This is a genomic window from Proteiniclasticum sp. (assembly GCF_032054185.1).
Lineage (GTDB): Bacteria > Bacillota > Clostridia > Clostridiales > Clostridiaceae > Proteiniclasticum.
In genome coordinates this window covers 1-3,159 of record NZ_DAMBTF010000050.1, presented here as the reverse complement: position 1 = coordinate 3,159, position 3,159 = coordinate 1, and the positions used below count along the sequence as shown (strand labels likewise).

Sequence of the window (3,159 nt, the reverse complement as noted above, 5' to 3'; positions counted from 1 at the left end):
AAAGATGCTCCGGTATCATTCTTTACTCTCTCCACATGCAGTTTTGAAGGAACATCATGTTCACTTCAGAGATGAACCCTTACGTTCATCACAATCTGGTGTCTATATCTTTTAGGGTTACACCCGTTCCCATTCCGAACACGACGGTTAAGCCTTTTAGAGCCCATGATACTGCAGGGGAGGCCCTGTGGGAAAGTAGGTCGTCGCCAGTTACAGAAGCTCCAAGCGTAATGCCTGGAGCTTTTTTTGCGTGGAAAAACAACAGATCAAAAGTTAGCTATATAATAGAAGAGAAAATACCGTAGATGCCTAGTAAAATAAATAGTATAATTTGCTGATATGACTATGTATAATATTAATAGTATATGATGAAGAGAACTGATTCCCACTAATACCAGGAGGTGCAGAGAATGAAACTAAGACCTTATGATTCTAAGGACTGCGAAGAAATAATAAAGCTGTTTCAGGAAACCGTCCATACTGTCAATGCGAGAGATTATGAGAAGGTACAGCTGAATGTCTGGGCCACAGGCCGTGAAGAGCTTGTTAAATGGGATAATTCGCTCAAAGAGAATGTGACAATTGTTGCCGATGAGAATGGAATTATTGTCGGGTTTGGTGATATGGACAGACAAGGGTATCTTGATCACCTGTATGTCCACAAAGACCACCAGAGAAAAGGAGTGGCTGCTCACATCCTGGAAGCATTGGAAAATGAAGCTGTCTTTCAAGATGTTCCAGGCTTCACCACTTTTTCTTCGATAACAGCCAAACCTTTTTTTGAGAAGAAGGGATATAAAGTACTATATAAGAATACAGTGATCAGAGAAGGTGTAGAACTGATCAACTATTTTATGAAAAAAGAAAAGAAAAATCGGTAACGGGTTTAGTTGAAGAGAACTTCATCAGAGGAATCACTAGCAGTCTGACAGGAGGATGAATTAATGAAGAAAATCATTACTGTGCAGCACACTCAGTCTATTCACCATACTAACGCAATGGTAGGTTCATGGACGGACTGGGATATTACAGAGAAGGGGATTAGGCAGGCTGAAAATATTGGTGTTAATCTCGCAGAAGAACTAGAGGGTGAAGAAGTGAAAATCTATTCTTCAGATCTTTTAAGAGCAAAGCATACTGCAGATATTATTGCGCACCATTTAGGATTGAAAGTGATTATAAGAGAGAATTTACGTGAGAGAAACTTAGGAATTGCTGTGGGGAAGTCCGTTCAGTGGTTAAGAGAAAATATGGAGCGTAAGGAAAAGACTGTAGACGACAGGATGTTTTCAGAGATGCGGAATCCAGAAGGGATGTATGGAACAGGCTGGAAGGTTTCTTTGATGTGATTATTAGTGATGAAGAGACTGCTACTTTGATCATCGTTTCTCACGGAGATATATTAAGTGTTATTAATACAATGTTTCTTGGTTTAGATGTCGAAGCACTTAATAAAGGAGAACTTTTCGGAATGGTAGCAGGGGTTTCTATAATGCACATCACAGATGATGGGCGACACACGATCAGAAGACTGAGTGACATGTCCTATTCCCACTTTGACGATGGAGCCTTGTAGGACAGCAGTGTAGATACGGCACAATGATATTGTGATTGAGGTGGATTAATGTATAAAGTAGAATATGCGGATGTATCCGATGCCAGAATACTTGGGGAAATCCATGCTGCATCCTGGAAAGAAGCATACCAGGGAATTGTTCCTGATGATATTCTGAAGAATATATCTCCAGAAAAAAGAGAGAAGTATTTCGAAAAGGCTCTAGCTGAAGGGTGGGAGCAGGATGCAATTATATATAAGGATGGCGAACCCGCAGGAATGATCTGTATTGGAAAATGTCGGGATCAAGACAGAAGTGAAGACTATGGTGAAATATGGGGAATCTATCTTAAGCCGGAATTCTGGAATATGGGTATTGGATATGAACTGATGAAGTGGGGTACAGAAGAACTGATGAAACAGGGGTATGAGAAAGTGTGCCTCTGGGTTTTAAAGGACAATCATTCAGCAAGAGTGTTTTATGAAAAAACCGGATTTTTGCAGGATGGAACAGAAAAGGAAATTACACTCGGAAAGATATTTATAGAAATAAGGTATGAGAAGCGATTATAATAAAATAACCTTTAGTAGCTTATAAAAGTCTAAAACGAAACCCACCATGTCCAAAACATGGTGGGTAATTTTGTCTTTTCTATTTTGACTTATAAGTCAGAACTGGAGTGACTCCCGCTTCAACATCAATACCTACGTGAGGCTCGAAGCTTTTAAGAACATCCATGTCGGTAAAGATAACCGGTGTAATTAATGAGAATCCTTTAGACTTTATAAAGTCTCTGTCGATTCGAACAATAGGTTCACCCTTCTTCACTCGGTCTCCCTGTTCCTTAAGAGCAGTGAAACCTTCACCATTAAGAGATACAGTATCCAGACCGATATGGACCAGTACCTGAACTCCCTTATCTAGTGTCATACCGTATGCGTGCTTCGTTCCGAACAGCATTGTCAGTTCACCATCTGCAGGTGCGACAAAAGTGTCGCCGGTAGGGTCAATTGCCAGACCGTCTCCAGCCATTTTTTCTGCAAAGACTGCATCTGGTACCTCTTTGATATCTATGGTTCTACCTGATACAGGTGCTACTAGGGATTGTTCTTTCTTAAACTTTCCAAACATTATATTCACTCCTTCAATACTAAACGCTTTATTCCATCATAACCACATAGATTCGATGAACAGCGAATTACCTGTTTATCCCATTCTACATTTATTCGATCGATATTGCAATTGCCTGGGTGTATCTCCAGATGAACATCCTGTAAAGAAATGTGTTCAGCATAATCTGGATAATAATGAAAGGATTGGAAGACAATGATAAATATAAACAGGTTTTAATGCTGGAACCCAATACGAACATTGACAGAAATTAACAATGCATAATGCGGGAAAGAGTCCTTTTATGGCCATAAAATCAGCTGTCAGAAAAGAACATTCCATAAACAACACCGTGTGTATCATTACGAGGGTTATAGAGCAAATAGATGAAAGTAGTAGATATGAAGAGTTATTCTCTTTATAATGAATTGTGTATAAACACCGACAATTCCTGGCGTGATATTATAGACAAGTCGCTTGAGACAAGTGATGA

General features: G+C 39.6%; 5 protein-coding genes and 1 rRNA gene. 5 read left to right on the top strand and 1 reads right to left on the bottom strand.

What is annotated here, in order from left to right:
- The first annotated feature begins 94 nt into the window (after positions 1-94).
- The 5 genes from rrf (at position 95) to RTX25_RS14375 (ending at position 2,128) form a co-directional block, all read left to right on the top strand.
- Positions 95-212, top strand: a 5S ribosomal RNA gene (gene rrf / locus RTX25_RS14395).
- A 198-nt stretch (positions 213-410) separates the two neighbouring features.
- Complete coding sequence (locus tag RTX25_RS14390; protein ID WP_312654604.1) at positions 411-881, top strand: GNAT family N-acetyltransferase; 471 nt, start codon at positions 411-413, stop codon at positions 879-881.
- A gap of 63 nt (positions 882-944) precedes the next feature.
- A complete protein-coding gene (locus RTX25_RS14385; protein ID WP_312654603.1) occupies positions 945-1,349 on the top strand; it encodes a histidine phosphatase family protein in 405 nt (134 codons plus the stop codon).
- The gene (locus RTX25_RS14380) at positions 1,328-1,576 is read left to right on the top strand and encodes a histidine phosphatase family protein (RefSeq protein ID WP_312654605.1); all 249 of its coding nucleotides are present in this window, start codon (positions 1,328-1,330) and stop codon (positions 1,574-1,576) included. The genes RTX25_RS14385 and RTX25_RS14380 overlap by 22 nt, the downstream gene beginning before the upstream one ends.
- Before the next feature lie 48 nt (positions 1,577-1,624).
- Positions 1,625-2,128 (top strand): bifunctional class I SAM-dependent methyltransferase/GNAT family N-acetyltransferase, encoded by a 504-nt coding sequence (locus RTX25_RS14375; RefSeq protein WP_312654602.1) that lies wholly within the window; start codon positions 1,625-1,627, stop codon positions 2,126-2,128.
- 79 nt (positions 2,129-2,207) lie between these two features.
- Here RTX25_RS14375 and RTX25_RS14370 read toward each other — a convergent pair whose 3' ends face one another.
- On the bottom strand, positions 2,208-2,687 hold the full coding sequence (locus tag RTX25_RS14370; protein WP_312654601.1) for a PTS glucose transporter subunit IIA: 480 nt from the start codon (positions 2,685-2,687) through the stop codon (positions 2,208-2,210).
- Positions 2,688-3,159 lie beyond the last annotated feature (472 nt).

What these genes read in the sequence shown, in the direction of transcription:
- RTX25_RS14375 (WP_312654602.1), top strand. Translation starts at nt 1,625, where the DNA reads ATGTATAAAGTAGAATATGCGGATGTATCCGATGCCAGAATACTTGGG.
- RTX25_RS14370 (WP_312654601.1), bottom strand. Translation starts at nt 2,687, where the DNA reads ATGTTTGGAAAGTTTAAGAAAGAACAATCCCTAGTAGCACCTGTATCA.
- RTX25_RS14390 (WP_312654604.1), top strand. Translation starts at nt 411, where the DNA reads ATGAAACTAAGACCTTATGATTCTAAGGACTGCGAAGAAATAATAAAG.
- RTX25_RS14385 (WP_312654603.1), top strand. Translation starts at nt 945, where the DNA reads ATGAAGAAAATCATTACTGTGCAGCACACTCAGTCTATTCACCATACT.